Origin of the sequence: Leptolyngbya sp. KIOST-1, from assembly GCF_000763385.1 — a bacterium.
Lineage (GTDB): Bacteria > Cyanobacteriota > Cyanobacteriia > Phormidesmidales > Phormidesmidaceae > Nodosilinea.
On sequence record NZ_JQFA01000002.1, the window covers coordinates 3639367 to 3665419 of the forward strand.

The window sequence follows — 26053 nt, forward strand, 5'->3', positions numbered from 1 at the left end:
ATCGTACTGAATCAAGCTGGGAGATTTGGCTATGACCGCCGCCGAGGTGTCCGATATTCGCAACTACCTGGCCATTTCGCCCACCCTGGCGACGGCGGGCCAGCCGTCGCCGGAGCAGTTTGAGGCCCTGGCCCAGGCGGGCTATCTGGTGGTGGTCAACCTGGCCCTTTCCACCTCGGACAATGCCATTCCCCACGAGGCGGAGCTGGTCAAAAGTCTGAGCATGACCCATTTTCACATTCCGGTGGTGTGGGAAGCGCCGACCCTGACTGATTTAGAGATATTTTTTAAGGTGATGGAGCGCAACCGCGACGCCAAAACCCTGGTGCACTGCGCTCTAAATATGCGCGTTTCTGCCTTTGTTTACCTCTATCGAGTGCTGCGCCAGGGGGTCGATGAACCTGTGGCCCTGGCCGATCTGCACCGCATCTGGCGGCCCAACCCCACCTGGCAGGCTTTCATCGACCAGGCGATCGCTCGACATGAATAGGCCATCGCCAGTGGGCCATCGCCATGAAATAGGCCATCGCTTTTTCGGTGGACGGCAGCGGCACTCGTTGACACAATGGCCCTAGGAATTGGGGCATGACCCATGCAGATGACTTTGAGCTTTGTTCCCTCCCAAACCGAAATGGAAACGGCCTTTTACCGCAAAGACGGTAGCTACGATGGCCTGTTTTTTGTGGCGGTACGCACCACCGGCATTTTTTGTCGGCCCTCCTGCTCATCGTGCCCTAAGCGCGAAAATGTGGAGTTCTTTCTGTCGCTGCGGGAGGCGGTGCTGGCCGGGTATCGCCCCTGCAAGCGCTGCCGTCCTGAGATCAGTCTGGGGCAGCCTCCCCCGTGGGTGAGTCAGTTGATGGAGCGGGTTGAGGCCCGCTCTGGGCAAAAGCTTTCGAGCGATGACTGGCAGGAGTTGGGCATTACCCCAGAGCGGGCGCGGCGGTGGTTCCAGGACCACTACGGCATGACCTTTGTCGACTGGTGCCGATCGCGACGGCTGGCCAGAGCCTTTGCTCAAATTCGCGAGGGCGAACCGCTGGATGACGTGGTGTTTGCCCACGGCTACGACTCCTACAGTGGCTTTCGGGAGGCCTTTGCCAAGACCTTTGGGGTGCCGCCGGGTCAGGCCAAAACCCAGCGCTACATTGCGGTAGAGCTGATTGAAACGCCCCTGGGGCTGGTGGTGGCCGGGGCGGTGGACGAGGGGCTCTGCCTGCTGGACTACTGTGACTGCCGCAGTTTGGAGCGCCACTATGCCACCCTGCGTCAGCGGTTTGACAGTGCGGTCTTGCCGGTCAGTCATCCCCACCTGGATAGGCTGAAAACCGAGCTGGGCGAGTACTTCGCTGGAGAGCGCACCACCTTTACGGTGCCCGTGGCTCTCGAGGGCACCCCGTTTCAGGTCACGGTCTGGCAGGAGCTGCAGCGCATTCCCCACGGGGCCACTATCGCCTACGACGAGCTGGCCCAGCGGATTGGCCAGCCCACGGCTATGCGGGCGGTGGCGCGGGCCAACGGCACCAACCGGATCAGCATTGTGGTGCCCTGCCACCGGGTGATCGGCAAAGATGGCTCGCTGACGGGCTATGGCGGGGGGCTGTGGCGCAAACGGCTGCTGCTGGAGCTGGAGCGCACGGGGCAGCTACCGGGAAACTAGGTAGCCCCTCCCCTCTGCCACCGGTCTCTTTTACAATGGCCCTATGCCACCAGAGACCCACTACCAAACCCTCGAAATTCACGAAACGGCGACCCAGGCCGAGATCAAGCGCGCCTACCGCCGCCTGGCCAAGCAGTTTCACCCCGACGGCAAAGGCCAGCAGGCCTCCCACGATCGCATTGCCCGCATCAACACCGCCTACGAGGTGATTGGCGACCCGTCGCGGCGGACAGCTTACGACCAGCAGCGCCAGGGAGTTGTAGCCGCCGACCCGGTGGCCAGCGCCGCCAGCCGAGCCCAGCGCACCGCCGACGCCCAGGCGGCCTATCGCCACGCGCGGGAGGCAACGCAGTCGTCTGAGGCGCGAGAAGATGCCTGGCTAAAGCTGGTGTACGGCCCGGTGGATCGGTTGCTGGGCAAAGTCATGTCGCCCCTGCGGGCCGAAATTCGCAAACTCTCGGCGGACCCCTTTGACGATGAGCTGATGGAGGGCTTTATGGCCTACCTGGAGCAGGGGCGCACCTGGCTGGGGCAGGCCCAGGGCAAGTTTAACTCGATGGCGAACCCGGCCAGTACGGCGGGGGTGGCCGCCGACCTGTACCACTGCCTGGGGCTACTGGAGGACGGGCTGGACGAGCTGGAGCGGTTCACCATGAGCTACGAAGAGAGCTACATTCACACCGGCACAGAGCTGTTTCGGCGGGTGAAGCAGATCCGGGCGGAGACCAAAGAGCGGGTGAAGCGGTTGGTGTAGGGGCAAACGGTCGTTTGCCCTAATAGGTTTTTGCGATTCCCATCTGCCTTATGTTGGGCGTGGGTTGTTGGTAGAAAACCAAGCCTACCGCTGGGGCCATTTCGCTGGCCCCAGACCCCCTTCGACCAGGGCCGTGCCGCCGCCCTGGACCCAACGGAAAGGATCGGCTGATGGGCCAGTTTAAACCTCTGTTCTGCAAAGTAACCTGTCGGCAGATCCAGGAAACATATCACTCAACCCGTAGGGTGCATCCGCGCAGTGATACACCATCTAAGAGGTTCTCCACAACAGAGTAGGCATGAATCAGGGATGGGTTTACACCGATCGCATCACCCCCGCCACCGCTGGCCAATCGGTGCTAGATTTCTACACCGATCGCTACCGCCACTCCACACGGGCAGAATGGCGCGATCGCATCCTTTCCGGCAAAATTCGCCGCAACAACGTTCCCCTGGCCCCGGAGGATCGCCTGGCGGTGGGACAAATCCTGGCCTACCATCGCCCCCCGTGGCAGGAGCCAACGGTGCCGCTGGGGTTTGAGGTGCTGGATGAGGATGGGGACTTAATGGCGATCGCCAAGCCTGCGGGGCTGCCGGTGCTCCCCGCAGGCAACTTTCTCACCCACACGCTGCTGCACCAGCTCAAGCGGCACTACCCCGAGAATCCGCCGATTCCGCTGCATCGGCTGGGGCGAGGCACCTCGGGGGTGATGCTGTTGGGGCGATCGCCCCTGGCGCGATCGGTGCTGAGTCGGCAGCTGCGCGAATCCACAGCTACCGCCCACGATCCCCAGGCACCGCACCCCATTCGCAAGACCTACCGGGCGCTGGTGGGAGCCAGCGATCTGCCCGATGTGTTCACCCTGACTACACCCATTGGCAAAATCGGTCATCCCGTGCTGGGGTATGTGTATGGGGCTTCGCCCACTGGCCTACCGGCCTACAGCGATGGGCAGGTGCTGCACCGCACCGCCGACTCCACCCTGGTGGAAGTCACCATTCGCACCGGGCGACCCCACCAAATTCGCATTCATCTGGCGGCGGCGGGGTTTCCCCTGATTGGCGATCCGCTCTACGGCGTGGGCGGTGTACCACTAGCAATTCAACCGGGTGAGGACGGCAAAATTCCTGTCCCTGGCGACATGGGCTATCACCTGCACGCCTACCGCCTGGCGCTGCCCCATCCTCGCACCCAGGAGCCTCTAGTCATTGAGTGCATACCCCCACCCGCCCTGCGATCACTCTAATCACCCACCCATCCACCCACCTACTCGCCTACCCACCCACTCACCCCCGAGGCCGCACCATCAACATCTGCTCCGCCTGGGTAAAGCCGTACTTCTCGTAAAACGGCTGCATCTCCGGGGTGCAGAACAGCTGAATGCACTCCACCTGGGCCAGCTGCGGGTGCGTGGTCACCAGCTCAATCATCTTTGCCCCCAGCCCCTGTTTGCGGTAGTCTGCCGCCACAATCACGTCAAATACGATCGCCCGGTACACCCAGTCGGTCAGCACCCGGCAAAAGGCCGCCAGGCGCTGTGCTTCCCCATCCCAGAGGCCAAAGAGCAGGTCGCTGTTGCTCAGCAGGGTGGGCACATCGGCCAGGGCGCGGTCTTTACTCCACCACTCCTGCTGGTACATCTGGTGCAGCTGCTCGACCTGGTCTGGGGTGAGCTGGTGAATGGGGGTGAGCATGGGGAAATTGCGATTCGTTACAGTACGGGTTTCCTGACCCATCGGCCCAGGGGAAAGGCTACGATCTAGGAGTGGCGGGCATAAGACCTATCTTACTGCCGATGGCAAGGACTACCGCGGGTCATACACTTCAAGTACAAATGCATCGTAAATCAGCCCTTGTCTGCCTGCTCACCTCCGGGTGAGGCACACGCGGCTTCTAAGGCAAATTGTGGGTGCGATCGCAATCAATGACTCATGCCAGCCGCTCGGGGCGATTGACCCCAGCGCTGGTGCAGGCTATCTATACCGGAGGACACCTCCATGAAACTCTCTCTACTGGCCGGAATCGCTGTCGCCATTCCTGTTGGCCTTGCCATGCCCGTACAGGCCGAAAACCCGGCCCACGTGCAGCAGCTGCTCGAAACCAATCTGTGCCAGGGCTGTGACCTGTCTGGTGCCGACCTGACCCAGGCCCACCTGATTGGGGCCGACCTGCGCGATGCCGATTTGCAGGGGGCTATCCTGATTGAAGCCAACCTGGAAGGGGCTGATCTCAGCCGTGCCGACCTCACCGGGGCCAACCTGACCAGCGCCTTTTTGACCAACGCCCAGCTCGACAACGCCTCCCTCGATCAGGCCAACCTGACCGATGCGGCCATCTACTTTGCCGACGTCGATGGCGCTTCGTTCCTCGATGCCGACCTGACCGGAGCCGTAGTCGTGGGCACCCCCATCAGCGTGGGCGGCGACTGAGACAAAGTTCTGGCGATCCCACCCTCTAGGGCTGGGTTCTCTCCCCATGGGCCAGCAGCTGCTCAATCGCCCGCAGCCGGTGCTGCCACGATCGCACCCGGTAGCCGCTGTTAGTTGTGTTCACCAGTACCCCCTGATTCAGCGATGCCTTAACTCGGGTGAGGCCGGATCGAACATCGGCCAGGTTGCGGCGCGTCGGTGCCTGGGACAGGGTTTCAAACTGGTTGCCCAGGTCGTTGACGGTAGTAACCCAGGTTTCCAGACTGCCCCGATGCATCCACAGGCGGTCCTGGGCCAACAGCCAGCTCCACTCCCGCTGGAGGGCAGCGTAGCGGCTGGCGGCCATGGCGTAGGGGGTTGTGGGGCTGGGCGAACCGACCCCCTGGGTTTGAGCCAGTACCGCATTCAGCTCGGTGTTGAAGTCGGCGACGGCAAACAGGGCATAGCCGGGGGTGGGCAGGTCGCGGCTGGCCTGCAACTGGTCTACCGCAGCCGAATTGGACAGATTCAGCAGGCGAATGCCCGGAATCACCAGGGTAGAGCCAAAGGATTCATTCACCAGCCAGGGGGAGATCAGTCGCTCGAACCGGCTGGTATCGGCCGCGTAGCTCATCAGCACAATCCAGTCGAGGTAGCTGGCCCGGGCCCAGGTGCCCCAGTCCTGCTGAATCCGCTGCAGGCGTTCGTGCTCGGGGTTGGCAAACACCGCCGCCGACATCACCAGGCCGGGGCGCTGCCGCCTGAGGGTGCTGGCAATGGTTTCCACAAAGGAGGTCACCTGCTGGGTGCGAAACTCGGTCCACTGCTGCCACAGCACCTGCTGCTGAATTTGCTGGTTGCGATCGAGGCCGTTGGGGCGGGGGCTGAGGGTAATCGGGTCCACCCCGCTGATGCTCTGGAAGCGCCAGCGGGCTACTTCGCCGTAGCCATAGGTGCGGTTGGCCCCTGGGTCTTGAAAAGGGTAGCGAATGTAGTCGAGGTGCAGGCCATCGACCCCATACCGGGTGACGATTTCGGTCATCAGCCGGGTCAGATAGCTGCGGACTTCGGGGTTGGCGGGGTCTAGAAAGGGCTTGTCCTGGCCCCTGGGAATGCGGTTGCCGCTGTTGTCGTAGCCTGCCCAGGCGGGGTGGCGAGCGAGCACCGGGCCGGGGTAGTCGGCGGGCTGGTTGAGCAGACGGTTGTGGCGCTGGTTGCCTGTCGCAAACACCCACACCCAGGCGTGCAGGGTGATGCCGCGCTGGTGGGCCAGTTCCACCGCCGCCGCCAGTGGATCCCAACCGCGGGTGAGGGGGTTTTGCTCGGGGGCCACCTGGCTGGGGTAAACAGTGTAACCCGCGTTGACGGTTTCAAAAAAGACGGTGTTGATGCCAGCGGCGGCCAGTTTGTCGAAAATTGCCCTCAGCCCCTCGGGCGATCGGGCCTGTACAATGGTGCCGCGATCGAGCCACACGGCGCGAATTTCGCCCTGGTCAATGGGGCGATCGGAGGCAAAGTTGTCCCACAGGGCAGCGCGGGCGGTAAGCCAGCGATCGCGCACCTGAGCGTGTTGTCCCGCCGCCAGTAGCCCATCCCACTCACTCAACAGCTGCTGAGCCTCTCCCAGGGCCGGATGCAGCAGCGTGCCCCGACCGCCGACCTTCGCCCGCTCGGCGGCGGTCAGCGTGGGCTGGCCAGTGGGCAGGGTCAGCACCGTAGGTGCATGGCGGGAACTGGCCATAATCAGAGCACTTTCAAAGCGTCCAATCAGGTTTTTTAGCTCCTGCTGCATAGCCAGAAATACCACCGGACTAGGGGGCCGTCCGGTGGGCGATAGCTCGATCACGGCGGGGGCGATCTGCTCGGCCGGGTCACCCGCGGCCGGGCTGCCGGTCTCCCCGGCCGCCTCTGCGGGAACGGCAGGTTGTACCCTGGGCCGCTGGGAGGGGGGCAGGGGCGGCCTGGGCACATGCTCGGGGCGTCGACCGGGCCTGGCCTCCTGCCCGGTAGCGTTACCCCTGGCAGGGTCAGTGGCATTGACAACCCCACGGTCTGAACGGTCGGACGGCAGAGTTTGAAGCCGTTGGGAGGGGGGTGGCGACGGCAAAAAGGGCCCGTGGTCCACCCGCCGACCGGGTCGGAGTGGGGCGGCGGGGGCGGACGGAACCGCGCCTTCGAAACTGTCGCTGGGGGGAGTAAGGTCGGTGGATACCTCGCCCTCCGCCGATTGCTCAGGGATGGCGGGGTCGACCTGGGCATAGCTGGGCCACGACAGCACGCCCGCGCCGAGCAATCCGATCAGCCCGCACAGTATCAGCCCCCGCCACTGCCTCGCCCACTGCGTCACAATGTCATTTCTCCATCACACGGCGATAATTGTGGCACAGGCTAGCGCGGGTGGGTCAGCAGCTGTGGAATCTGAGAAAACGCAAGACCTACCCTAAGCCAGGGCAATCCCCCCAGGCCCAGTGCTACTTCTTCAGTAAACCCATCAGGCGGGCAGGCTAACCGTAAACGTGGTGCCCGCCCCCACCCGGCTGGCAACTTTGATTGTGCCCTGCTGGAGTTGGACAAACTGCTTCACGATGCTCAGCCCCAGCCCTGTCCCCGGAATGTTGCTGACGTTTTGGCCGCGGTGAAAGGGCTCGAACAGGGTTTTGCGATCGCCCGCCGGAATACCAATCCCCTCGTCCTGCACCCGCAGACTAACCTGTCCCCGCTGCTTGGCCAGCTTCAGCCAGATCGGGCGATCGCCCGGAGTGTAGCGAATGGCGTTGGACAGCAGGTTGCTGAGGATCGATCGCAGCAGCCGCTCATCCAGGCAGGCCAGCACCTGGCGGCTGCGGCAGACGAACTGAATTGGAGCCTGGGGGCGGCAGTAGTCGCCCTCGGCCAGCAAATCCTGGCAAAAGGCGACCAGATCCAGCGGGCGCGGGTTGACCTCCAGCACCTTGGCCTCAATTTTGCCGATCACCAGAATGTCGTCGATCATCTGGGTCATCCGCTCGACGTTAGCGTTGATGGTGAGCAGGTAGTCGGTTTTTTCGTCCGGGCGTAGCTGGGTGTCGTAGCGGTTCAGCGACGACACGGTCAGGGCAATGTTGTTGAGCGGGTTGCGAAACTCATGGCAGACCATGGAGACAAAGCGCGATCGCATGTCGCTGAGCTGCCGCAGCTGTTGATTGGCCGCCTGGAGCTCGGCGGTGCGCTCCTGCACCTTCTGCTCCAGCTCCTCGTTGGTTCGCTGCAAAATCTCTTCGGCCCAGCGCCGCTGGGTAATGTCGCGAAAGGTGACTACCGTGCCAATCAGTTGCCCATCCTCGTCGCGCATGGGGGTACTGACATACTCCACCGGAAAGCTGGTGCCGTCCTTACGCCAGAACACCTCATTGGTAATGTGCCGCACGCTGCCGTCCTGAAACGCCGCATAGATGGGGCAGGCCTCGCGCTGGTAGGGGCTGCCATCAGCCAGCGAGTGGTGCATGACCGCGTGCATCGATCGCCCGATCAGCTCCTCGGTAGACCAGCCGATCATGGCGGCGGCGGCGGGGTTAACAAAGGTCACATTGCCGTCGAGATCGAGCCCGTAGATGCCCTCCCCCACGGCATTGAGAATGAGCTGATGCTGGCGGCGCAGGTGCTCCAGCTCCTGGCCCAACGGCGCAGCGACGACAGGAGACCCCGGTTGGGAGGGTAGCCAGTAAGTTTGGGTCATGGCGCTAGTACTGTGCGGCGTAAAGGTAGCAGCGTTGCTGTGGGTTTCAGGTTGTGGGCGTCAGGTAGCAGGAACGGTTGGCTGATAATGCCAACCAGACTGGACCAGATAGCGTCCGCCCGCAGAGCAGGGCGAGATTTTAGAACCCTTTTAGCTTCCGCTGCCCCGACGGCTCGGCAAAGTGTATCGACGTATACAACGGACGAGCGGCTTAAGGTTTACTAAAGGATATTAGGTGCCGCTAAGGACTTTCAAATTGATCGTTCACAGCCGTATTTGAGTTGGCAAGCAAATATGACGATCGGTTTTTGAGCAAAATTTCCCCCTCTTTTAGTTTGGGCAGGACAATAAACAATTTATCCCATGAACTGGCTTTAATGAAACTGGAGATGGGGTTAGGGTAGGCCGTTTTGCACAATCGATATAGTCAGGTTTAAGCTGTCGTGAAAACCGTTCTTATCATTGAAGACGAAGCTCAAACCCGCAATATTTTTCTCAAATGTTTGGAGTTTGAGGGATTTCGGGCGGTGGGGGCCAGCGATGGCAGCACTGGAGTCGCCATGGCCCAGCGGCACAACCCCGATCTGGTGGTGTGCGACATCATGATGCCCGATATGGATGGCTATTCGGTGCTCTCAACCCTGCGCAAAGTGCGGCAGACGGCGCTGATTCCGCTGATTTTTCTCACCGCCAAGGTCACCATGGCCGACCTCCGCCGGGGCATGGAACTTGGGGCCGACGACTACCTGACCAAACCCTGCACCGTCGAGCAGTTTTTGGCCGCTATCAACAGCCGGTTGCAGCGCCAGGCTGAGCTTCATGAGCTGTATAGCCAAGAAGCCCTCCCAGAATCACCCCCCGGGGCGCATCCAGAGCCACCCCACCCGATTTTCCCCAGCGATCCCAAGCTGGCCAGCGTCTTTCACTTTATCGAGGCCCACTACCATCAGCCCATTAGCCTCAATGACGTGGCCCAGCAGGCGGGCTATTCCCCCGCCTACTTGACCAATCTGGTGCAGTCCCACACCGGGCGCACCATCAAACAGTGGATTATTGAGCGCCGAATGGCCCAGGCCAAGATTCTGCTGGCCAAAACCACCCAGTCGGTGCGACAAATCGCAGAGGCTTCGGGGTACAGCGATGCGGGCTATTTCACGCGGCAGTTTCGCCAATTCCAGGGGGTTTCTCCCCAGACCTGGAGACAGCAATCTGTAGCAGAAACAACAAATTAGACCTTTATTTTGGGTTGAAAAACCATCTTCAAAAGAAAGTCCCACCATGTTCAAAAAATGATCCAATGCATTTTGAACGGGGGCTTGATAACGTATTTACTAACCTGAGTTAATTCGCGTTCATAATTTCAGCGGTTGTGGAGATTTAGCCTCCTTTATTTTCTGCTGTGCAAGTTCTCAGGTGGGGTTGGGGAAAGGTTTTTGTCGCGTTCAACTATCCATCTATGGTTATTTCAGCAGTAGCAAAGTCGCTAAGCGACTGGGGCAGTTTGAGTTGCACATCGCCCTCCCTGATGTTGCCGGGACAACCCTGCGGCACCTGTGGCACCGTACACCTGGGTAGTCACTCGCAGTTCATGGCCACCATGCCCCAGGATCCCGTCGACATGGTTGACGACCTGGTTAAAATGGGAATTTACAAGCAAAATCAGCTGCGGGCCGCCGACACCGTCAACGCCTACGAGCTACGCAAGGCGCTGTTTTTGAAGCGGGTGGGGCGCAACGACCCCCAGCGCGAAAAGCTGATTCTGGCCCTCTGCAAGCAGGCCGGCGGTCTGGAAAATGCCTTTGCGGCGGCCTTTGGTCCCCAAGCAGGCCTGTTTTTTGCCGATTCGGTACGGGCCAGCGGCGCCACCCGGCGCGAGTTTCTCAAGAATATGGCTGTGGGGGCGGCCCTGGTCACCCTGGCAAGCTGTGCAGGCGGCGGCAACGACCCCACGGTGGAGGAGGCCGAAGCAGCCCCCGTTGACACCAGCAACCTGGAGAAGACCGATATTCAGGTGGGCTTTATTCCCATCACCTGCGCCACGCCGATCATCATGTCGGAGCCGCTGGGGTTCTATGAAAAGTACGGCTTCAACGCCAGCGTGGTGAGAATGCCCAGCTGGGGCGCGGTGCGCGATTCGGCGATCGCAGGCGAACTCGACGCCTACCACATGCTGGCCCCAATGCCCATCGCCATGACCCTGGGCCTGGGCTCCGCCGCCTTCGGCGTACGCCTGGCCAGTATCCAAAATATCAACGGTCAGGCCATTACCGTTGCCGAGCGCCACCGGGGCAATGTCAGCGGCCCCGAAGACTTCCGTGGCTTTGTAATTGGGGTGCCCTTCCCCTACTCCATGCACAACCTGCTGATTCGCTACTACCTGGCCTCTGGCGGCCTCGACCCTGACGTGGATGTGCAGATTCGCCCGGTGCCGCCGCCGGACAGCATCGCCCAGTTGATTGCGGGCGATATCGACGCCATGCTGATGCCCGACCCCTTCAACCAGCGGGCCGTGTTTGAGGGCGCTGGCTATATCCACATGCTGACTAGGGATCTCTGGGATGGCCATCCCTGCTGCGCGTTCACCGCCAGCGACGACTGGATCACCGCTCACCCCAACGCCTTCCGGGCTCTGAACAAGTCCATCATTGAGGCCGCGGTCTACGCCCAGGATGCGGCCAATCGACCCGAGATTGCCGCCGCCATCTCCGATCGCGCCTTTTTGAACCAGCCGGTGGAGGTGGTGGAGGCCGTGCTCACCGGCAACTTTGAGGACGGCCAGGGCAACACCCTGTCGGTGCCCGATCGGATCGACTTTGACCCCTACCCCTGGCAAAGCTTCGCCAAGTGGATCTCCTCACAGCTGGTGCGCTGGGAGTTGTTCGGGGATGGCAATACCCCCGAAACCGTCAGCAACACCGACATTGAGGCCGTAGGTCAGGAGGTATTTCTGACCGATCTAGCTCGCGAGCTGGCCCTAGAGCTGGGCGAACAGCCCCCCTTCGACACCGATCGCGTCGAAACCCTGGCCTTTGACACCTTTGATCCCGATGCCCCCGTGGACTACGTAAAAAGCCAGATCGACGAGTTTGGCAAGTAGAGGCGCATCGCCAAATGCTTTGCGGGGTCACTCCGCCGTCACCCCGCAAGCGCGGCCTTGCAACCCCTTGCAGGGTTCGCGAGGTAGCTATCATCGTTCGTTCCGTAGCACTTTGAGGATATAGGTCATGGCAGTCAGTTCTGCTCCGCCTGGATTAGCTAATGCCGAAAGACAGGCTCCCCCCTGGCGCAATGAAAATGTACGGGCCTTTGGGCTGTTTATGCTCTCCCTGGGGCTGTTCCTGCTGGTATGGGAGGTGGGGGCCAGCTCCGGGTGGTTTACCCGGGGGGTGCCCACCGCCAGCGCCACGCTCAGGGAGTTCTGGTGGTGGGTGTCGAATCCGTTTTTCAAAAACGGTCCCAACGACATGGGCATCGGCTGGAATCTGCTGATCAGCCTGCGGCGGGTGGCGATTGGCTACATCGCCGCCTCCCTGGTGGCGGTGCCCCTGGGCATTCTGATCGGCATTTCCCCCGTGGCGTTTAAGGCGTTTAATCCTTACATTCAGCTGCTCAAGCCGATTTCGCCCCTGGCCTGGCTGCCCCTGGGCCTCTACCTGCTGCGCGATTCAGAAAAGACCGGCATTTTCATCATTTTTATTTCCAGCATGTGGCCAACGCTGATCAATACCACCTTCGGCGTAGCCAACGTCAACCAGGATTACCTGGATGTGTCTAAAACCCTGGGGGCCTCGCGGCTGCGCACCATCGTCAAGGTGATTATTCCGGCGGCGCTGCCCAACATTGTCTCGGGACTGCGGATCAGCATGGGCATTGCCTGGCTGGTGATTGTGGCGGCGGAGATGTTGCTGGGTACGGGCCTGGGCTACTTCATCTGGAACGAGTGGAACAATCTGTCGATTCCCAACATTCTGGTGGCCATCTTCATTATCGGGTTGACGGGCCTGGTGCTGGATAGCCTGTTTGCTGCCCTGGAGAAATTTGTTGCATTTGGTCGAAACTCATGAATACTGCCCCTGCTCACACCATAGACCCGGTAGCGACGCGATCGCAGACGGCTCAGCTATCGATTCGCAATGTGACCAAGGTTTTCCCTGGCAAAAAGGACCTGGTTAGCAGACTGACCGGCAAAACCCGCCGCGACTTCCTGGCGATTCAGGACATCAACCTCGACATCGAGCCCAATACCTTTGTGTCGATCATTGGCCCCTCGGGTTGCGGCAAGTCCACTCTGCTGAACATGATTGCGGGCCTCAGCTCAATCACGGGCGGTGAAATTCTGCTCAACGGTGCGCCCATTACCGGGCCCGGCCCCGATCGCGGCATGGTGTTTCAAAACTACGCCCTGATGCCCTGGATGACGGTGGAGGAGAATCTGCGGTTTGCGGTGGAAACTGTGGATCCCAAGATCTCTAAGAAAAAGCGCGATCGCATCATCAAGGAGTACATCCAGCTGGTCGGCCTCAATGGTGCCGAAAGCAGGCACCCCCACGAGCTCTCCGGCGGCATGCGCCAGCGGGTCGGCATCGCCCGGGCGCTAGCCATCGACCCCCAGATTCTGCTGATGGATGAGCCCTTTGGCGCCCTCGACGCCCTCACCCGGGGCTTTCTGCAGGATGAGATCGAGCGCATCTGGGAACAGCAGCGCAAGACCGTGATCATGATTACCCACAGCATCGACGAGGCGCTGCTGCTGAGCGATCGCATTGTGATGATGACCCGGGGCCCCGCCGCCCGTATCGACGAAATTCTGGAGGTGCCCTTCCCCCGGCCCCGCAACCGCGAAACCATCGAGCAGCACCCTGCCTACCACGCCCTCAAGGCCGAGATGGAGAGCCACCTGTTCCGCGAAACCCGGGCAGTGGAGGCTGAGCGGGTGGGGAAGTAGATGGGTAGATGGGTAGATGGGTGGATGGGTGATGGGTGAAGCGGAGATGGGGGTTAGACCCTGGAGATTCCGTAGGGTGGGCACTGCCCACCATTCCACCTTTCCCAACCGGCAAGCTCTACCCTCCCGCCACCGCCCCTCCCACCGGGCCAGGGCAACCCGTCATTTCTAGGCTCACAGGTGGGCGATGCCCACCCTACCGAACTGAGCAAATGCCAGACATGGAGGGGCGATGCCCACCCTACCAGCATCACAAGTTTGACCATCAGACGTACTTAAGAGGATCCAATCATGGCTGTTTCTCCTATTACCGAAAAACTGCTGGCCGCCAAAAAAGCGGCGGGCCTCAGCTTCGCCGATCTGGAAGCCAAAACTGGCTACGACGAAGTGTGGATCGCCTCTGTGTTCTACCGCCAGGCCAGCGCCTCCCCCGAAGAAGCCGCCCAGCTGGTCGAAATCCTCGGGGCCGATGCCTCCCTGGCCGAAGCCCTGGCCGACTACCCGGTCAAAGGTAGCCTCGACCCCGTCATTCCCACCGACCCGCTGATCTACCGCTTCTACGAAATCATGCAGGTCTACGGCATGCCCATGAAGGCCGTTATCCACGAAAAGTTTGGCGACGGCATCATGAGCGCCATCGACTTCACCCTGGATGTGGAGAAGGTGGAGGATCCAAAGGGCGATCGCGTCAAGGTCGTCATGTGCGGCAAATTCCTGCCCTACAAAAAGTGGTAGACCCCAGTTACGCGTCCTGACTCACAATCTCCGGGCTGTTGGCGATCGCTGGCAGCCTTTCCTATGCCCTATTCGGGAACCCTACCCATCCACCCATTCACCCCTATGCCCACCCCCATCGTCCCTCCATTTACCCAAGAGACCGCGATCGCCAAGGCCCGCATGGCCGAAGACGCCTGGAATAGCCGCGATCCCGATCGCGTGGCCCTGGCCTACACCGAGGACAGCCACTGGCGCAACCGGGCCGAAATCTTCCAGGGCCGCGACGCCATTCGCGCCTTTTTGCGCCGCAAGTGGGACAAAGAACTCGACTACCGCCTGGTCAAAGAGGTGTGGGCCTACGGCGACAACCGCATTGCCGTGCGCTTTCAGTACGAGTGGCACGACGACGCCGGCCAGTGGTACCGCGCCTACGGCAACGAAAACTGGGAATTCGACGAAAACGGCCTGATGCGCCGCCGCGAAGCCAGCATCAACGACAAGCCGATCGCCGATTCAGACCGCCGCTTCTTCTGGGATACCTCCGGCCCCCGCCCGGCAGATCACCCAGGACTGATTGACTCGCCGGTTTAAAGCCAGAACTAATCTCAAAAGTATTTGGGCAGCGGCAGTTGAGCACTTTATAGATTTCTCCTGTAAAACACCTCGTAGATCGTCTGCCCAAAATGCTTTGCATTGACAATCTAAGTGTTAGATTGCACCTCAATACAGTTGGAAGGGAAAGTTTCGAACGGTTGTTCCTCCCCTGGAAGAACGGTTCCGCTAATTCCTCCCATTAGAGCAAGAACAACAAGTATTTCAGGCACCCCCTTCCAACGAATTGAGAGCTGGTTCACGGAAAGGACAAAGCCCTTTTGGTCACTGTTATCATGTCGAGAGTTGGTAGAGATTTTTGGCATTAGAGTTGATCCTCAATTGTGGATAGACAGAGCTAAGTGGTAGACGAGTGAGAGTCGGCAGTTCTTCAATCGCCTTGCAGAACAGATGCACTATAAGGTCGATGATAGTACAGGAAAACTAAAATATCAAATTCTTGTTCAGCAATTGCTTTAGGGTTTTGATAAATTCCTAAAAATCAACTTGGCATAAGAAAATTCATGGCTCGCCATTTGAAAAAAGATGCTTTTTCAAATGAGATTGATAAATGGTATAAAAACAAATTTCTAGTTGTGTGCTCAAAGGCAGTAGTTTTTCAGGGCAGAGCCTTGAGAACCAAGGCTCTCAGAGTCCATGCAAGTGCTGGGGGGAATATTTGAATAATCACGAAGAATCAATTATGATTCTCTAGGGGTGTTCTTGACGCCTCAATACGGATGGATAGATCCCTGTAAACAGTTCTCTGTGTGTGCTCGGCAGGCAATAGCATAGAGAGTATGCGGTTGAGCTTCAGCAGAACGCAGAAGCTCAACCCATACAGGGGCTTTGCGGGTTGGCTGTGTTGGAAGCCAAAATACTCATGACTTACCAAGATAATTCTGGCAAAGACAAAGATGCACGCCAAGTTAGCAAGCCTGCGATCAGCAAGCGAGGTGGTGCTGGTAGAGGACAAGGTAGAAAAAAGAATTATCCGGGTCGTGTCGGAGACTTGCAGGCGATTCACGTTCCATCAGAAATCAAAGATTCTGCGAATCGATTACTTCAGGAACTCTGGAAACAAAAACTGATACACCAGTCGTCTAGCGCAGAAGAGCTGATAAGTATTCTGCAAATGCAGAATCTACTCATTTTCGATGACGTAACTATCCCAGCTAGTTTCAGCTTTAGCGAGAACGAAAGGCTCTTCCGGGTTCAGGGTGATAAGCTCGGCTAATATTCAGGCGCAGCAAGGCTTTCAGCGAATGCAGGGAAAGTAAAATGTATCAGCCAGCACACTTTCAACCACAGATCCGGAAGAGCCGAACGAAATCAGTAATGCCGAAACGCTTAATCTTGTTCAAGATGTCTTTGAATCAAGGAAGTCAAGCCCTAAAAATCAACTGATTGCAGTTCGCGTTAAAGGCGATTCAATGGATCAATCTGGGATCTTGCCAGATGATATGCTAATTGTTGAGTTCTTTACAGGATTTGGCAGTCCTGAAAATGGAGAAATCGTGATTGCATACGTGGATAATAATCCGACGATAAAACGTTATATGCAATAGCCAGATGGTAAAGTAGCGCTGCTGCCAGATAGTTCTAATCCTGAGCATCTTCTTGCATATCCTGGTCACCTTGACTCAGATAGATGTCAGATCGTTGGAGTCGTAAGATACGTTATTCATGATTTAAAGAGCCGTTACTAAAGTATCAGGAATTAACTCAAGCATTGGCTACGTCGTTAGTCAGCTCAGCTTCGCTCAAATTAAAGGTGTTAACGCTATAATCGGCTAATTTCGTCAGAAACACGGTTCTCGGTATTCCGGCCAGGGTCGCTGCGGCTCCAGACGAAAGACGGCCCAATTCAAACAACTTCACAGCTGCGGCCAATCTTACCTCCTCACCCATCGCCGCTAGCGATGTATTGAGAGCAGCGGCGGTTTCCTCTGGCAAAGCCACAACGATTTCATACATGGTTAGTGGTTCATACATGGTTAGTGGCCCACTTGGAGCTAAGTATCTTGGCTTCAGTTTAGCGTTTCTAATTCTGAGAGTATTCCTAATCAGCCCCATTACCAATAGAGGTACCTGACGCACTGCATAGTAACTCAGGACAAGTTGCTACCAAATTCTAGCCATTTGCAGCACAAAGCCTGGCAATTGAGGATCTGCGGAGACGGCGTCGGGATTCTCTAAAATCTCCGGTGCTTGATTGAGGCGATAAATGTGAACCCGGCGGGTTTTGCGATCGATTAACCAGCCTAAAGACGCACCATTGACCAAATACTCTTCCATCTTGGCCTCAAGTCTACTGAGGGCATCGCTGGCAGAGCGCAACTCCACCACAAAGTCTGGGCACAGCGGTGCAAAGGAAGCCTTCTCCGCTTCCGTTAGCGCATTCCAACGCTCTAAGCGCACCCAGGCGGCATCGGGAGAGCGAGTAGCACCATTGGGCAGCGTAAATCCAGCGCTGGAGTCAAAGGCTTCGCCGGTACCATCGGCGTCGGCCCAGTTGGCCAACTGCTGAGCAATTTTGAGGTTGCGGTTGCCGGTGTCAGAAAAGGCAGGCGGCATGACAATCACCTCTCCTGTAGCCGATCGCTCAATGCGCAGATCGCGATTGGCCTGACAGAACGCATAAAACTCCGCTGTCGTCATTTCAGCGCTGGTCGGGAAATTGACCTTTAGCGGTACGCTTTCTGTCTGAATCAACAGCGTGGTCATCGGTTGCCCCAGTCTCCGCAATGGGCTAATCATAGCCTAACCGAATGAACCACCAGCTCTGTCGTCCTTTTCCTTCCCTGGGTAGACCTCAGTCACGCCATCCTTTGGGATCCTAAAAAAACAGTATGTACGGTGGGGCTTTTTATGGCAGCAATGAATCAGTTCAAAACCCTGGCACTTTTGGCGCTGCTCAGCGGGCTGATTGTGCTGGCGGGCTACCTGCTGGTGGGCAACGAGACCGGGCTGTACTACGGGCTGGGCTTTGCGGCGGTGAGCAGCTTTGGCTCGTGGTACTACTCCGACCAGGCGGCCTTGGCGGCGTTTAAGGCCAAGCCCACCCCGCGAGAAGAGGCTCCCGAGCTGTTTGCGCGGCTGGAAAAACTGTGCGATCGCGCCGGCATTCCCACCCCGGCCCTCTACCTGGTGCCGTCGGAGTCGCCTAACGCCTTTGCCACCGGACGGGATCCAAACCACGCGGCGATCGCCCTCACTCAGGGCCTAATTGACCTGCTGCCCGACGACGAACTCGATGCCGTCATTGCCCACGAACTGACCCACGTACGCAACCGCGACACCCTCACCCAGGCGGTGGCAGGCACCCTGGCCGGGTCGCTCACCTTCCTGGGCCGCATTCTCACCTTTGGGGCGCTGTACTTTCCGGTGGCCCGGGCGGGAGGACGGCGCGGCAACAACCCGATCGCCATTTTGTTTTTGCTGGTGATTGCGCCCATGGCCGCTGGCCTCCTGCGAATGGCGATTTCCAGAACGCGGGAGTACGCCGCCGATGCCGGGGCCGCTGAAATCACCGAAAATCCCCTGGCCCTGGTGCGAGCCCTGGAACGGCTAGAGGAGATGGGCCAAAAGGTGCCCATCCACGGCAACCCGGCCTTTTCGGCGCTATTTATCGTCAACCCCCTCTCAAAGGAGGGAATGATGACGTTGTTTATGACCCATCCCTCCACTGAGGACCGCATTCAGCGATTGAAGGCCATGGCCGAAAAAGCTACCCTCGCCCCGGCGAATAGCCAGGCGCTGAGCGCCCAAGCCTAGTACCGTTACACAGTTGAGAACTGGGATGACACAACAAAGCCTGGCCATTGCTTCAAGCGCATTGGTCAGGTGTCACAACTGTTCTAGGGATGGTTACAGCTGCTAAACGCCTAAGAATCAAGGGTTGAAGAAAGCCCATAGCCTGTCGTTTGGGTTAGTTCCTGTAGGTGGGTGAAGCGGAGTGGAGTCCAACGCCAGTCAGCCCTGTTGGGTTCTGCTAGCGCACCACCCAATCTACAAATTTGGGCTTGACAGAGCATTAGTCTGTTGTTTGAGTCGGACGTGGCAAAGCTTGGAGCGACCGGGCCTTTGGTCACAGCGGGTAACACGCCTTAGAGCGCTGGAATAGTTCTACCTAGCGAGTTCCAAGGGTGTGGAAGTAACGACAGTTAGAGACTTGGGGGTAGTCGAGCGGGATTTGGAATTAGACCTATTGGGCGTTGCTGAATGCAGGTATGATATACCCCCCAGCCCCCCAATTCTGGGGGAAGTCGAAATCTTAAAGTCCCCATCTCAAAGTCCCCCAGAATTGGGGGATTTAGGGGGCGATGAAAGGATGTCAAGGTTACAGATTCATGACTCAGTTCAGCAACGCTGACTTATTGAACCGGTCGGTGCACCAAGAATTCATCAGACGGTAAAACGTTGACCCTGCAAGGTAGACAGCCGGGACGGCTATCCCACAAGCGATGAAGGGTGTGCCATACCAAAAAGGTAGGGGAACTCGAAAGCGTCCCCCTACCCTTTGACTCTGACAGTTACTGTTGGTTAACGTCGGCCTATCGGAAAGCCTCATCGGTGCTGGGAGCCCCGTGCTCTAGCCGATACCAGGCATCCTGAATAGCGTACCGGGCCTTATCCCACCCCAGGCGGTTGGAGCGAGGGGTCTGCTCGTAGCGCTGGCGCAGGTGAGGCTCGGCCTGCTGATAGGTCATGCCCTGGGGATAGTAGGTGGAGTAGCCCTCCTGGCCAATCCGGTAGGCGGGGCTGTAGTCGTCGTAGGTGTAGCCAGACTCAATGTAGGGACGGCTGCTGTAGTTTTGCCGCCAGTAGTCGTCGTCGGCATAGACGGGGGCACCGTGCTCTACCCGGTACCAGGCATCCTGGCTGGCGTAGCGCGCCTTGTCCCAGCCCAGGCGGCGGCCGGGGTAGTCTCGCTCGTAGCGCTGGCGCAGGTAAGGTTCGGCCTGCTGGTAGGTCATGCCCTGGGGACGGTAGGTGGAGTAGCCTTCGTAGCCGGTGCGGTAGGCGGGGCTGTAGTCATCGTAGGTGTAGGCCGAATCCACGTAGGGGCGGGTGTGGTAGTTGTCGCGCCAGTAGATGTCTTCCACCGTGGGGTCCAGGGTTTCTGCCACGCTTTTGCCGAGCAGACCGCCCGCCGCCGAGCCGACCACAGCTCCAATGGCACCGCCAATTGGGCCCCCTGCAATCACGCCCACGGCGGTACCGATGACACCCGCTCCCGCCGCCCCAACTCCGGTGCCGACAGGGTGGGAGCCCGGTTCACCCGTCACCGGGTCGGGATTGCGGTCAGGATTTAAGTTAGGGTCGAGGTCGTTGTTATTAATACTCATTTAATAGCGTCCATACTAAACAAACGCGGTCGGCAGAGCCCCATTGATCATGGCGGCACTGCAACACCCTTGTTTGAAAATTAGCTAGTTTTTAACCCGGAGCAAACGGCTAACGGTATGGACCTTGGGGCTCCAAAGGGCAGAGATCGAGAGAGGGGGGAAGGGCCGACGGCCGTCGCTATCCCCCCTTTGTCTAAACATCTGGGTTTGAAGTAATGTCTGTTACTACCCCAATAGTTCCAAGTTGCGGACTGCCCCCCGGTCGGCGCTGGTGGCCAGCAGCGCGTAGGCCTTGAGGGCAGCAGTCACCCGGCGCTGGCGGGGTTGGGCGGGCTGCCAGGCGGCATCGCCCTTGGCCATTTTGGCGGCGCGGCGCTGAGCCAGTTCGTCGTCGGAAATCGCCAGGTTTATGGTGCGGTTGGGGATGTCGATAACGATGCGATCGCCCTCTTCCACCAGGGCAATGTTGCCGCCCGCTGCGGCCTCCGGCGACACGTGGCCGATGGAGAGGCCGGAGGTGCCGCCGGAAAAGCGCCCGTCGGTGAGTAGGGCGCACACCTTACCCAGGCCTTTGGACTTCAGGTAGGAGGTGGGGTAGAGCATCTCCTGCATGCCGGGGCCGCCGCGCGGACCCTCGTAGCGGATCACCACCACATCGCCGGGCTGAATTCGATCGCCCAGAATGGCATTTACGGCTGCGTCCTGACTTTCAAACACGCGGGCAGGCCCCTCAAACACCCGCAGGGTTGAGGTTGGAACGCTGGTGGTGTAGCGCAGCTGATCGGTCTCGAACATGGTGGCGTCGATGCCTGCGGTCTTGACGACACAACCGTCGACGGCCAGATTGCCGTAGAGCACCGCCAGGCCACCCTCCTGGGAATAGGCATGCTCCACACTGCGGATGCAGCCCTGTTCGCGGTCCAGATCGAGGTCAGGCCAGCGGGTGTCCTGGCTGAAGGCAACCTGGGTGGGAATGCCCGCCGGGCCCGCCCGGAAGAAGGTGTGGACAGCCTCGTTGTCGGTGCGGGTTACGTCCCAACGCTCCAGGGCGTCTTTCAGGGTGGGGCTGTGGACGGTGGGCACGTCGCTGTGCAGCAGCCCGGCTCGCTCCAGCTCGCCCAAAATGCTGAACACGCCCCCGGCCCGATGCACGTCTTCGACGTGATATTTCTGGGTGTTGGGGGCTACCTTGCAGAGCTGGGGCACCTGCCGCGACAGGCGATCGATGTCGGCCATGGTGAAGTCCACCCCCGCCTCCTGGGCTGCCGCCAGCAGGTGCAAAATAGTGTTGGTGGAGCCGCCCATGGCGATGTCCAGCATCATGGCGTTCTCAAAGGCTTTGAAGCTGGCGATCGCGCGGGGCAGCACCGACTCGTCATTCTGCTCATAGTGGCGGCGGGTGATGTCGACGATGGTGCGAGCGGCGGTGAGGAACAGGTCCTTGCGATCGAAGTGGGTGGCGAGAGTGGTGCCGTTGCCCGGCAGCGACAGGCCGATCGCCTCGGTCAGGCAGTTCATCGAGTTGGCGGTAAACATGCCCGAACAGGATCCGCAGGTGGGGCAGGCGGAGCGCTCGTACTCCTCCGCCACCTCATCGCTGATGCGGTTGTCGGCGGCCACCACCATGGCATCCACCAGGTCGAGCTTGTGCTCCGAGAGCTTGGTTTTGCCCGCCTCCATGGGCCCCCCGGAGACAAACACCGCCGGAATGTTGAGCCGCAGGGCCGCCATCAGCATGCCGGGGGTAATTTTGTCGCAGTTGGAAATGCAGACTAGAGCGTCGGCGCAGTGGGCGTTGGCCATGTACTCGACGGAGTCGGCGATGATTTCCCGCGAGGGCAGACTGTAGAGCATGCCGTCGTGGCCCATGGCAATGCCATCGTCCACGGCGATGGTGTTGAATTCCTTGGCGACGCCCCCAGCCGCTTCGATCTCACGGCACACCAGCTGACCCAGATCCTTCAGATGCACATGGCCCGGCACAAACTGAGTAAAGGAGTTGGCGACTGCAATGATGGGCTTTTCAAAGTCCTCCGTTTGCATTCCGGTGGCGCGCCAGAGGGCACGGGCACCGGCCATATTGCGGCCGTAGGTCGAGGTTTTGGAGCGATAGGTCGGCATGGCACGTCCTCAGAGATCTAAGGGTTTGGTTAACGTCAGATGTTGACGGGTGGAGGTGCAGGGGAGGGCATAACCCGTAACCCCCACAATAGCTGACTCTGTAGTTGAAATAGCGAGTTCAATTGGCGGCTTGCCATGACTCAAGAGACCCAGGCGCGATCGCCGATAAATCTTTAGCATCTGGTTGCCGCCCTGGGGAAAGCCCTGGGGAAACCCGCAGGCAACCGGCTGAATCTGAATTTTAAACCATTCAGCTGACCAAACTGGTCTATGATTTGGCCAACCGATCCCGGGGGTACCGCCAGATATTTAAGCCTAGTAGAGCAAGTCTAGTAGAGCGATCGCGGCTCCATAACCATCGCTGGGCAGGCCGCCTCTGCCTGCCGTTGTGGACACGATTCTGCCAAACAAGTTAAAGTGGTACTGACTATGAATTACCCTCAAGTCTATGGCAGAGCAGGCCGCCCCTATCCCCCCAATTACGTCCCTGGAAGATGCCATTGAGCGCTGCCAGACCCTTGGCATGCGGCTCAGTCGGCAGCGGCGCTACATTCTAGAGCTGCTCTGGCAGCACCAGGGTCACCTCTCCGCCCGCGAAATTTACGATCGCCTCAATCAGCAGGGCCGCGAAATTGGCCACACCTCCGTCTACCAAAACCTCGATGCCCTTTCAGAACAGGGCATTATCGAGTGCGTCGAGCGGGCCGACGGTCGCCTCTACGGCCACCTGAGCGACTCCCACAGCCATGTCAACTGCCTCGACACCAACGAAATCATCGACATCCAGGTCACCCTGCCCGCCGATCTGATTCAGCAAATCGAGGCCCACACCGGGGTGACCATCACCGACTACCGCATCGACTTCTTTGGCACCACAACCAGGCCCAGGGAATAGCTATCGCCCTCAGGCTGCGGTAAAGAGCTGATTGGCCAGCTATCCCTGGGGCCTGAGACCAGGCCCCTAGGTGGAGCGCATCGGTCGCCGCTGGGACCGGCCCGCCTGCGAGGGAGCCAGCAGCTGAATCATCGGCTCGACCAGCCAGGGGGCCAGCCGCTGGGCCCACAGGGCCGCGTGACTCTGCCAGCCCACCAAAATTTCAGCCTGCCCCCGGCGCAGCCCCCGCACCAGGGCCTCGGCCACCTGGTCGGGCGTTGCGGGCTGTACCCCCCGAAACCAGTCAAAGCTCCTCACCATATCGGTATCGGTCAGCGAGGGCAGCAGCGCCACCACCCGCACCCGGTGGGGGGCCAGTTCGCTCCGCAGGGCCTGGGTAAAACCAACGATTGCGAACTTTGTGGCTGAATAGGTGGCCATGGTTGGAGCCGCCACCTTGCCCATCAGGCTGGACACGTTGACAATGCAGCCCTCGCGGCGGGCCGCCATCCGGCGAGCCACCAGGCGGGTGACGGTGTAGAGCCCAATCAGGTTGGTGGAGATTTCGGCCTGCACCTGGGGCAGCTTGGCCTGCAGAAATGGGGTCTGGTGGGCCACCCCGGCGCAGTTAACCAGCAGGTGCACCGGGCCGTGGTGCTGCCAGGCGCGGGCAATGACGACATTGGCCTGAATCGGGTCAGACAGATCGACGGGGAGCACAATCGCCTCGGCCCCCAGCTGCCGCACCTCGGCGGCAACGGCCTCCAGGCGCTGGGCGTTGCGGGCCACCAGCAAAATGCGCTGCATCCCCTGGCGGGCCAGAGCATGGGCGATCGCACGGCCGATGCCGCGCGAGGCCCCGGTAATCAGAGCTGTTTTTCCGCAAAAATGCATAGAAACCTCCTGCTGAATCCGGCGCAGTGCCGTCAGCGTGATCAGAGTTTGGAGTGCTGGGCACGCCTGGCCAACCAGGTCGGTACCAGCAGCACGGGTGAATTGAGCAGACTTGGCTACAAAAGGGCTGAGCTTGTGTGGATAACGGCGATGGCGTTCGACAAGCCGGGGGCTGAAGTCAATACTGCCCTGGGCAGGGTCGTTGCTCTCGGGTGCAGCCCTACTGCGGGGCCTTTACCGAACGCCTTGGGAACGGGTGCTGTGCGTTTGGGGCATGGATTTTGCTCTCCTGAATGAAAGACCATCCGAACCATTGCCTCAGACGTTAGCACCGGGATCAGGGAGCGACAACGATCCTGAACAAAGTCGGCGGATTGTAAAAGTTCTTATCCCTTTTCTCATAAATTTCCTGAACCTAACCCCGCCTTTCCCGAAGGCAAGTTTTTCTGTCTCAAAAGAATTCCGGCTGCATAAGGGTTCTGGAGACCGGCTTGGTTCCATAAGAATTTGACCCGGCGGGAACTCCAACCTGAGAGCACGACTCGGTGTCCTAAGCTACGTATCGTTCTGTAAGTGTTCTGCAGGCAGCGGTGGGGGCCTAAGCTAGAGAGCAGGCCAGGTCGCGGACCCCTGGCCAGGGTAGTCAAGCCGGTGTAGTAAAGGGGAAGGCCGATGGAACCCAGCGACATTTTGATCCTCTCCAACGGGCCAGGGGAAATTTCCACCTGGGTGCGCCCGGTGGTGCGATCGCTGCGCGAACACCTGCCTGACCCCAGCCAGGTCCGCATCTCCGTGGTGCTGTCCCCCTGCGCCAATGCCTCCGGTCGCGAGGCCGAGATGGCCCGCCAGCTGCCGGGGGTCGATCGCGTCCAGGGGCCAGAGCACTTTTTCGCCTTTCTGCTGGCGGGCAAAACCGCCGACCGCTGGGACTGGCGCGAGCGCGGGGTGGTGCTGTTTTTGGGCGGCGACCAGATCTACCCGGTGGTGGTGGGCCGCCGCCTGGGCTACCGCACCGTGATCTACGCCGAGTGGGAGGCCCGCTGGCACAACTGGATCGATCGCTTCGGCTGCATGACCGCCAACATTGTGGAGTCGGCCCCGCCCGAGTTTCGCCAGAAGTGCGCGGTGATCGGCGACCTGATGGCCGACGTGCAGGGGGACGCGATCGACCGCGAGGCGGTGAGCGATAGTCAGGGACTGGCCCTTGGGGGCCAACGCCTTGCCTTACCCCCCGCCCACGACCTGATTGGCCTCATGCCCGGCTCCAAAAAAAATAAGCTCAGCGTGGGGCTGCCCTTCTGCCTGGGCACCGCCGAGGCCATTCACCGGCTGCGGCCCAGCACCCAGTTTGTGATTCCGGTGGCACCGATGCTGTCGCTAGAGGCGCTGGCCCAGTTTGCCGATGCGGCCCACAACCCCGATATTCGCCTGGTTGAAGGGGCGGCCACGGCGGCACTGGTGGAGCCGGAGTCGGCCCTGCCCAGGCTGCGTACCCCCAGCGGGCTGGAGGTGCTGCTGTGGCAGGCCAGCCCCGCCTACGACCTGATGAGCCAGATGCAGTTCTGCCTCACCACCGTGGGGGCCAACACCGCCGAGCTGGGCTCCCTGGGCATTCCCATGATGGTGCTGCTGCCCACCCAAAAGCTGGAGGTGATGAAAGCCTGGGACGGCGTGCCGGGGCTGCTGGCCAACCTGCCCCTGGTGGGAGACAGCCTAGCCAAACTCATCAATCGGCTGGTGCTGCGACAGATATATAAGGAAGGCAAACTGTTCGCCTGGCCCAATATCTGGGCTAAGCGGGAGATTGTGCCCGAGCGGATCGGCCCGCTCAAGCCGGGGGAAGTGGCCGCCCAGGTGGTGGATTACCTGAGTAACCCCGCCGCCCTGGAGGCGATCCGGCAGGACCTGCGATCGGTGCGCGGGGAGGCCGGGGCGGCGGCAAAGCTGGCGGCGATGGTGGTCGAAGAGCTAAGGTCGTGATACCGAACGTGAGACGTCAACTGGCGCGATCGCTCTGTAGTCC

The 26053-nt window shown here is 59.8% G+C and carries 24 protein-coding genes; 16 read left to right on the forward strand and 8 right to left on the reverse strand.

The window, feature by feature from the left end; translation table 11 throughout:
• Window positions 1–31: 31 nt before the first annotated feature.
• The 4 genes from NF78_RS16090 (at window position 32) to NF78_RS16105 (ending at window position 3660) form a co-directional block, all read left to right on the forward strand.
• On the forward strand, window positions 32–490 hold the full coding sequence (locus NF78_RS16090; protein WP_156119793.1) for a protein tyrosine phosphatase family protein: 459 nt from the start codon (window positions 32–34) through the stop codon (window positions 488–490).
• Between the two features lie 102 nt (window positions 491–592).
• Window positions 593–1660 carry a bifunctional transcriptional activator/DNA repair enzyme AdaA gene (locus NF78_RS16095; RefSeq protein ID WP_035987885.1) on the forward strand — a complete coding sequence of 356 codons (1068 nt, stop codon included), beginning with the start codon at window positions 593–595 and terminating at the stop codon, window positions 1658–1660.
• 43 nt (window positions 1661–1703) lie between these two features.
• A complete protein-coding gene (locus NF78_RS16100) occupies window positions 1704–2414 on the forward strand; it encodes a J domain-containing protein (RefSeq protein WP_035987887.1) in 711 nt (236 codons plus the stop codon).
• Between the two features lie 298 nt (window positions 2415–2712).
• A complete protein-coding gene (locus NF78_RS16105) occupies window positions 2713–3660 on the forward strand; it encodes a pseudouridine synthase (RefSeq protein WP_035987890.1) in 948 nt (315 codons plus the stop codon).
• Window positions 3661–3700: 40 nt separating this feature from the next.
• Here the strand turns inward: NF78_RS16105 and NF78_RS16110 are convergent, their stop codons facing one another.
• Window positions 3701–4108 carry a GNAT family N-acetyltransferase gene (locus tag NF78_RS16110; RefSeq protein ID WP_035990000.1) on the reverse strand — a complete coding sequence of 136 codons (408 nt, stop codon included), beginning with the start codon at window positions 4106–4108 and terminating at the stop codon, window positions 3701–3703.
• A 303-nt stretch (window positions 4109–4411) separates the two neighbouring features.
• On the opposite strand from NF78_RS16110, the gene NF78_RS16115 reads away from it, so the two are divergent.
• A complete protein-coding gene (locus tag NF78_RS16115; protein ID WP_035987892.1) occupies window positions 4412–4843 on the forward strand; it encodes a pentapeptide repeat-containing protein in 432 nt (143 codons plus the stop codon).
• 25 nt (window positions 4844–4868) lie between these two features.
• On the opposite strand, the gene NF78_RS16120 is transcribed toward NF78_RS16115, so the two are convergent.
• Window positions 4869–7169, reverse strand: a complete 2301-nt coding sequence (locus NF78_RS16120; RefSeq protein WP_225885315.1) for a glycoside hydrolase family 10 protein — start codon at window positions 7167–7169, stop codon at window positions 4869–4871.
• 144 nt (window positions 7170–7313) lie between these two features.
• The gene (locus NF78_RS16125) at window positions 7314–8537 is read right to left on the reverse strand and encodes a PAS domain-containing sensor histidine kinase (RefSeq protein WP_035987896.1); all 1224 of its coding nucleotides are present in this window, start codon (window positions 8535–8537) and stop codon (window positions 7314–7316) included.
• Window positions 8538–8980: 443 nt separating this feature from the next.
• Between NF78_RS16125 and NF78_RS16130 the strand changes: the two genes are divergently transcribed.
• From NF78_RS16130 to NF78_RS33525, 8 genes are all read left to right on the forward strand, one after another.
• Window positions 8981–9769: a response regulator gene (locus NF78_RS16130; RefSeq protein ID WP_035987899.1), complete on the forward strand. Its 789-nt coding sequence runs from the start codon at window positions 8981–8983 to the stop codon at window positions 9767–9769.
• A 293-nt stretch (window positions 9770–10062) separates the two neighbouring features.
• On the forward strand, window positions 10063–11634 hold the full coding sequence (locus NF78_RS16135) for an ABC transporter substrate-binding protein (RefSeq protein WP_225885316.1): 1572 nt from the start codon (window positions 10063–10065) through the stop codon (window positions 11632–11634).
• Between the two features lie 127 nt (window positions 11635–11761).
• Window positions 11762–12601, forward strand: coding sequence for a nitrate ABC transporter permease (gene ntrB, locus NF78_RS16140; RefSeq protein WP_035987903.1), 840 nt, complete (start codon window positions 11762–11764; stop codon window positions 12599–12601).
• Entirely contained in the window at window positions 12598–13482 is an 885-nt protein-coding gene (locus tag NF78_RS16145; protein WP_035987905.1) for an ABC transporter ATP-binding protein, read from the forward strand. Before ntrB ends, NF78_RS16145 begins: the two co-directional genes overlap by 4 nt.
• Window positions 13483–13773: 291 nt before the next feature.
• The gene (cynS, locus tag NF78_RS16150) at window positions 13774–14217 is read left to right on the forward strand and encodes a cyanase (RefSeq protein ID WP_035987907.1); all 444 of its coding nucleotides are present in this window, start codon (window positions 13774–13776) and stop codon (window positions 14215–14217) included.
• A 105-nt stretch (window positions 14218–14322) separates the two neighbouring features.
• Window positions 14323–14790: a DUF1348 family protein gene (locus tag NF78_RS16155; protein WP_035987909.1), complete on the forward strand. Its 468-nt coding sequence runs from the start codon at window positions 14323–14325 to the stop codon at window positions 14788–14790.
• Window positions 14791–15673: 883 nt separating this feature from the next.
• Window positions 15674–16027, forward strand: coding sequence for a hypothetical protein (locus NF78_RS16160; protein WP_156119794.1), 354 nt, complete (start codon window positions 15674–15676; stop codon window positions 16025–16027).
• 94 nt (window positions 16028–16121) lie between these two features.
• On the forward strand, window positions 16122–16358 hold the full coding sequence (locus NF78_RS33525) for a S24 family peptidase (protein WP_225885357.1): 237 nt from the start codon (window positions 16122–16124) through the stop codon (window positions 16356–16358).
• A gap of 157 nt (window positions 16359–16515) precedes the next feature.
• Here NF78_RS33525 and NF78_RS16165 read toward each other — a convergent pair whose 3' ends face one another.
• Both NF78_RS16165 and NF78_RS16170 read right to left on the reverse strand, forming a co-directional pair.
• Window positions 16516–16785, reverse strand: coding sequence for a UPF0175 family protein (locus NF78_RS16165; protein ID WP_197064856.1), 270 nt, complete (start codon window positions 16783–16785; stop codon window positions 16516–16518).
• A 129-nt stretch (window positions 16786–16914) separates the two neighbouring features.
• Window positions 16915–17517: a Uma2 family endonuclease gene (locus NF78_RS16170; RefSeq protein ID WP_035987917.1), complete on the reverse strand. Its 603-nt coding sequence runs from the start codon at window positions 17515–17517 to the stop codon at window positions 16915–16917.
• 144 nt (window positions 17518–17661) lie between these two features.
• On the opposite strand from NF78_RS16170, the gene NF78_RS16175 reads away from it, so the two are divergent.
• Window positions 17662–18567 (forward strand): M48 family metalloprotease, encoded by a 906-nt coding sequence (locus NF78_RS16175; protein ID WP_035987920.1) that lies wholly within the window; start codon window positions 17662–17664, stop codon window positions 18565–18567.
• Window positions 18568–19346: 779 nt separating this feature from the next.
• Here the strand turns inward: NF78_RS16175 and NF78_RS16180 are convergent.
• Together NF78_RS16180 and ilvD are read right to left on the reverse strand one after the other, a co-directional pair.
• Entirely contained in the window at window positions 19347–20141 is a 795-nt protein-coding gene (locus NF78_RS16180; RefSeq protein ID WP_035987922.1) for a hypothetical protein, read from the reverse strand.
• Between the two features lie 225 nt (window positions 20142–20366).
• Window positions 20367–22262 carry a dihydroxy-acid dehydratase gene (gene ilvD / locus NF78_RS16185; RefSeq protein WP_035987925.1) on the reverse strand — a complete coding sequence of 632 codons (1896 nt, stop codon included), beginning with the start codon at window positions 22260–22262 and terminating at the stop codon, window positions 20367–20369.
• A gap of 448 nt (window positions 22263–22710) precedes the next feature.
• Between ilvD and NF78_RS16190 the strand changes: the two genes are divergently transcribed.
• Entirely contained in the window at window positions 22711–23157 is a 447-nt protein-coding gene (locus NF78_RS16190; RefSeq protein ID WP_035987927.1) for a Fur family transcriptional regulator, read from the forward strand.
• A 66-nt stretch (window positions 23158–23223) separates the two neighbouring features.
• Here the strand turns inward: NF78_RS16190 and NF78_RS16195 are convergent, their stop codons facing one another.
• The gene (locus NF78_RS16195; protein ID WP_035987930.1) at window positions 23224–24030 is read right to left on the reverse strand and encodes an SDR family NAD(P)-dependent oxidoreductase; all 807 of its coding nucleotides are present in this window, start codon (window positions 24028–24030) and stop codon (window positions 23224–23226) included.
• 672 nt (window positions 24031–24702) lie between these two features.
• On the opposite strand from NF78_RS16195, the gene NF78_RS16200 reads away from it, so the two are divergent.
• Entirely contained in the window at window positions 24703–26010 is a 1308-nt protein-coding gene (locus NF78_RS16200) for a hypothetical protein (protein WP_035987933.1), read from the forward strand.
• Window positions 26011–26053 lie beyond the last annotated feature (43 nt).

Excerpts from the sequence above, each read along its gene's own strand:
- NF78_RS16090 (WP_156119793.1), top strand. The coding sequence starts at position 32 with ATGACCGCCGCCGAGGTGTCCGATATTCGCAACTACCTGGCCATTTCG.
- NF78_RS16095 (WP_035987885.1), top strand. The coding sequence starts at position 593 with ATGCAGATGACTTTGAGCTTTGTTCCCTCCCAAACCGAAATGGAAACG.
- NF78_RS16180 (WP_035987922.1), bottom strand. The coding sequence starts at position 20,141 with ATGAGTATTAATAACAACGACCTCGACCCTAACTTAAATCCTGACCGC.
- NF78_RS16200 (WP_035987933.1), top strand. The coding sequence starts at position 24,703 with ATGGAACCCAGCGACATTTTGATCCTCTCCAACGGGCCAGGGGAAATT.
- cynS (WP_035987907.1), top strand. The coding sequence starts at position 13,774 with ATGGCTGTTTCTCCTATTACCGAAAAACTGCTGGCCGCCAAAAAAGCG.
- NF78_RS16155 (WP_035987909.1), top strand. The coding sequence starts at position 14,323 with ATGCCCACCCCCATCGTCCCTCCATTTACCCAAGAGACCGCGATCGCC.
- NF78_RS16100 (WP_035987887.1), top strand. The coding sequence starts at position 1,704 with ATGCCACCAGAGACCCACTACCAAACCCTCGAAATTCACGAAACGGCG.
- ntrB (WP_035987903.1), top strand. The coding sequence starts at position 11,762 with ATGGCAGTCAGTTCTGCTCCGCCTGGATTAGCTAATGCCGAAAGACAG.
- NF78_RS16105 (WP_035987890.1), top strand. The coding sequence starts at position 2,713 with ATGAATCAGGGATGGGTTTACACCGATCGCATCACCCCCGCCACCGCT.
- NF78_RS16175 (WP_035987920.1), top strand. The coding sequence starts at position 17,662 with ATGGCAGCAATGAATCAGTTCAAAACCCTGGCACTTTTGGCGCTGCTC.
- NF78_RS16165 (WP_197064856.1), bottom strand. The coding sequence starts at position 16,785 with ATGTATGAACCACTAACCATGTATGAAATCGTTGTGGCTTTGCCAGAG.
- NF78_RS16110 (WP_035990000.1), bottom strand. The coding sequence starts at position 4,108 with ATGCTCACCCCCATTCACCAGCTCACCCCAGACCAGGTCGAGCAGCTG.
- NF78_RS16160 (WP_156119794.1), top strand. The coding sequence starts at position 15,674 with ATGACTTACCAAGATAATTCTGGCAAAGACAAAGATGCACGCCAAGTT.
- NF78_RS16170 (WP_035987917.1), bottom strand. The coding sequence starts at position 17,517 with ATGACCACGCTGTTGATTCAGACAGAAAGCGTACCGCTAAAGGTCAAT.
- NF78_RS16190 (WP_035987927.1), top strand. The coding sequence starts at position 22,711 with ATGGCAGAGCAGGCCGCCCCTATCCCCCCAATTACGTCCCTGGAAGAT.
- NF78_RS16145 (WP_035987905.1), top strand. The coding sequence starts at position 12,598 with ATGAATACTGCCCCTGCTCACACCATAGACCCGGTAGCGACGCGATCG.
- ilvD (WP_035987925.1), bottom strand. The coding sequence starts at position 22,262 with ATGCCGACCTATCGCTCCAAAACCTCGACCTACGGCCGCAATATGGCC.
- NF78_RS16125 (WP_035987896.1), bottom strand. The coding sequence starts at position 8,537 with ATGACCCAAACTTACTGGCTACCCTCCCAACCGGGGTCTCCTGTCGTC.
- NF78_RS16135 (WP_225885316.1), top strand. The coding sequence starts at position 10,063 with ATGTTGCCGGGACAACCCTGCGGCACCTGTGGCACCGTACACCTGGGT.
- NF78_RS16195 (WP_035987930.1), bottom strand. The coding sequence starts at position 24,030 with ATGCATTTTTGCGGAAAAACAGCTCTGATTACCGGGGCCTCGCGCGGC.
- NF78_RS16115 (WP_035987892.1), top strand. The coding sequence starts at position 4,412 with ATGAAACTCTCTCTACTGGCCGGAATCGCTGTCGCCATTCCTGTTGGC.